This window comes from Mesorhizobium sp. M2A.F.Ca.ET.042.01.1.1 (genome assembly GCF_003997405.1).
Classification (GTDB): domain Bacteria; phylum Pseudomonadota; class Alphaproteobacteria; order Rhizobiales; family Rhizobiaceae; genus Mesorhizobium.
Map to the genome: position 1 here is coordinate 1 of NZ_RZRX01000450.1, position 2,663 is coordinate 2,663.

At 64.4% G+C, this 2,663-nt stretch carries 4 protein-coding genes and 1 pseudogene; 2 read left to right on the top strand and 3 right to left on the bottom strand.

From position 1 onward, the window contains the following. Positions 1-253: pseudogene (locus tag EOA23_RS33475) on the top strand (2-octaprenyl-6-methoxyphenyl hydroxylase); the annotation flags it as partial. A gap of 273 nt (positions 254-526) precedes the next feature. Here EOA23_RS33475 and EOA23_RS33480 read toward each other — a convergent pair. The 3 genes from EOA23_RS33480 to EOA23_RS33490 form a co-directional block, all read right to left on the bottom strand. Then, complete coding sequence (locus EOA23_RS33480) at positions 527-1,057, bottom strand: hypothetical protein (protein WP_127307202.1); 531 nt, start codon at positions 1,055-1,057, stop codon at positions 527-529. A gap of 141 nt (positions 1,058-1,198) precedes the next feature. Beyond that, the gene (locus tag EOA23_RS33485) at positions 1,199-1,555 is read right to left on the bottom strand and encodes a YciI family protein (RefSeq protein ID WP_127307203.1); all 357 of its coding nucleotides are present in this window, start codon (positions 1,553-1,555) and stop codon (positions 1,199-1,201) included. Next, the gene (locus EOA23_RS33490) at positions 1,552-1,776 is read right to left on the bottom strand and encodes a hypothetical protein (RefSeq protein ID WP_127307204.1); all 225 of its coding nucleotides are present in this window, start codon (positions 1,774-1,776) and stop codon (positions 1,552-1,554) included. The genes EOA23_RS33485 and EOA23_RS33490 overlap by 4 nt, the downstream gene beginning before the upstream one ends. A 342-nt stretch (positions 1,777-2,118) precedes the next feature. Here EOA23_RS33490 and EOA23_RS33495 point away from each other — a divergent pair, with 342 nt between their 5' ends. After that, positions 2,119-2,544: an OsmC family protein gene (locus EOA23_RS33495; RefSeq protein ID WP_127307205.1), complete on the top strand. Its 426-nt coding sequence runs from the start codon at positions 2,119-2,121 to the stop codon at positions 2,542-2,544. Positions 2,545-2,663: the final 119 nt, after the last annotated feature.

Genomic DNA, 2,663 nt, shown 5'->3' on the forward strand with positions numbered 1-2,663 from the left:
AGGCCAGGATATCGGCGCCCTCGACGTGCTCGAGCGCTACCAGCAGTGGCGCCGCTTCGACACGCTGCAGATGGGCGTCACCACGGATGTCTTGAACCGTTTGTTCTCCAACGACATCGGCCCGCTGCGCGCCGTCCGCGATCTCGGCCTCGGGCTGGTCGAGCGCATGCCAAGGCTCAAGGATTTTTTCATCCGCCAGGCCTCGGGCCTCTCCGGCGACACGCCGAGGCTGCTCAAGGGCGAGGCGATCTAAAGGTTTGCCCGGAGGGATAGTGCAGCGCCTATCAAGTCGTCATCCACGGGCGGAGCGACGCGAAGCGGAGCGCAGACCCGAGGATCCATTCCGTGACCTTGATCGTGGGGTGCAGCGGAGCAGAATTTCTGCACCGTTGCAACGCTTCCAGGTAACGGAATGGATTCTATGGTCTGCGCGCGTCGCTTCGCTCCTTGCTCCGCCATAGAATGACGAAGCGAGAGGCGTTTAAGCCAATCACGAAGGCAGGCGATCCGGCCCTACCGCTTCGGCTTAGTTCACCTCAAAACCCAGCTTCTGCCGCAACCTCAGCATCCGCTGGTCGGGTATCTTGAGGCTCTGCTCGCCGCCTTGCGCGACACGGTTCAGCATGCTGAGCAGGTCGTCGCGCTCATGCGGGTCGAGGCGGCCCCGCAGGAACGGCGCCAGCTTGTCGATGACGATCGTCGTGTCGTCGACCTGCGCTGCAGCCCATTTGGCGTAGACGACCGCCTCGTCGGTCTTCTTCGGGCTTTCCGCGATCTGCGCGATGACGTCGCGGATAACACCCTCGCGCTTCGGCAGCACCGGCCCTTGCTCGGCAACGATCGCGGTGATCAGCGTCGCGGCCGCCACCACCGGATCGTCGATCGCCGTCAGCGGCGAGAGCGCGGCCTGGTTGCGCAGCTTCTTGCGGCGCAGGTTGCCCTGGACGCGCCCGACGACGTCGGCGACCTCACGCGCGGCGTCGCTCATATATTTCAGCCGGTACCACCAGATGGCGGCCGCTCCGAGCAGGCCAAGTATCGCGATAAGAATAGGCATGCCGAATTCCCCCGAAATCGCGGCGACGATAAGAGAGATGCGGCGTTGCTTCAACACGCAACGGTTGCGTCCGTGAAGAAACCCTGAAGATGTTTCCTGCGAGAGACGGCCGCAACGCGCCGTGCCCGGCCTGACCGGCACCTATGACCCCGGTATGTCGTAGATCGCCCTGACCTCGACCGTGCCGAGCTCGGCCAGCGGAATACGCTCCGCGATCTTCAGCGCCTCGGCAAGGTCGTCCGCCTCGACCATGACGAAGCCGAGCAGCTGCTCCTTGGTCTCGGCGAACGGCCCGTCGGTCACCAGTACCTTGCCCTTGCGCCGCCTCAGCGATTTCGAGGTCTTCACCGACTGCAGGGCCTGCGCGATGACCAACCTGCCTTGCCTGTCGAGTTCCCTGTCATAGGCAAGCGAGTCGGCATCGAGCCTGGCCGCCCGTTCCGGGGTGAGCGCGTAAAGGTCCTTCTCCTCGCCATAGACCAGCAGGACATATTTCATTTCGAGCTCCCTTCGATGGCCACGTTGTAAGCGGCAAAGACGGCGGTGTCAGTCTTGCTTGCCGTGGCCGTGTGGTCGAGCAAGCACGCCGCCACGCCGACAATGGCGATGGCCGCAAGCAGTCGACCGAAACCGGGCGCCGGCGGATCCAGCCAGAACTCCTCGGCTCGCCGGGCATTTCGCTCCGGCTTTCCCCAGATCGCAACAAACAGATTGTCCATCTCAAATCTCCATCGGCCGCGAGTGGCCGCCCGCAGGACGGTCGGGCCGGAGGGATGCCGACATTTTTGCGCGCACTTTTTTGGAGATTGGCCTACCCACCAACGCCGGCGGCGAAGGCATGCTGAGATTCGGGTCAGGCCGAGCCGAAAATGGCGGTCTCCGAGAACCGGAGCGGAGCGTACTTAAAGTACGTGAGCACCGGAAGCGCAGGAGACTGCCATTTGCAGGCCGGCCTCACCCGAATCTCAGCATGCCGTGGATGGCCTTCCGCCGCGCCCGCGCTATAGTTCAGAAGAACGCCGGCGGCCGCCGGCGCAACCCCGACAGACCAGGAGGACACCATGGACCGCACCGCAAACGCCGTCTGGAAAGGCAATCTGACGGAAGGCCAAGGCACGCTCGACACGCAGAGCGGGACCTTGAAGGGCACGCCCTATTCCTTCAAGGCGCGCTTCCAGGACGAGAGCGGCAAATCCGGCACCAATCCGGAAGAGCTGATCGCGGCGGCGCATGCGGGCTGCTACGCCATGCAGCTGTCGCATTTCCTGGCCGAGAACGGCACACCGGCCGCCGAGCTCGACGCCAAGGCGGTGGTGACGCTGGTTCCCGGCACCGGCATAACTGGCAGCGCCATCACCCTGGTCGGCAAGGTGCCGGGCATCGACGCGGCGAAGTTCAAGGAACTGGCCGAGAAGGCCAAGGCCGAATGCCCGGTGTCGAAGGCGCTGGGGGCGATCAAGGTGTCGCTGGATGCGAAGCTGGGGTGACTGGCGTGCCATTTGAGACGCAGCGATCCTTCACCCCCCTCTCTGCCCTGCCGGGCATCTCCCCCTCAAGGGGGGAGAGTGGCAGCTTCGCCGTTGGCGCTCAGCTTGCGGCGTTGGAG

What these genes read in the sequence shown, in the direction of transcription:
- EOA23_RS33495 (WP_127307205.1), top strand. Translation starts at nt 2,119, where the DNA reads ATGGACCGCACCGCAAACGCCGTCTGGAAAGGCAATCTGACGGAAGGC.
- EOA23_RS33480 (WP_127307202.1), bottom strand. Translation starts at nt 1,057, where the DNA reads ATGCCTATTCTTATCGCGATACTTGGCCTGCTCGGAGCGGCCGCCATC.
- EOA23_RS33485 (WP_127307203.1), bottom strand. Translation starts at nt 1,555, where the DNA reads ATGAAATATGTCCTGCTGGTCTATGGCGAGGAGAAGGACCTTTACGCG.
- EOA23_RS33490 (WP_127307204.1), bottom strand. Translation starts at nt 1,776, where the DNA reads ATGGACAATCTGTTTGTTGCGATCTGGGGAAAGCCGGAGCGAAATGCC.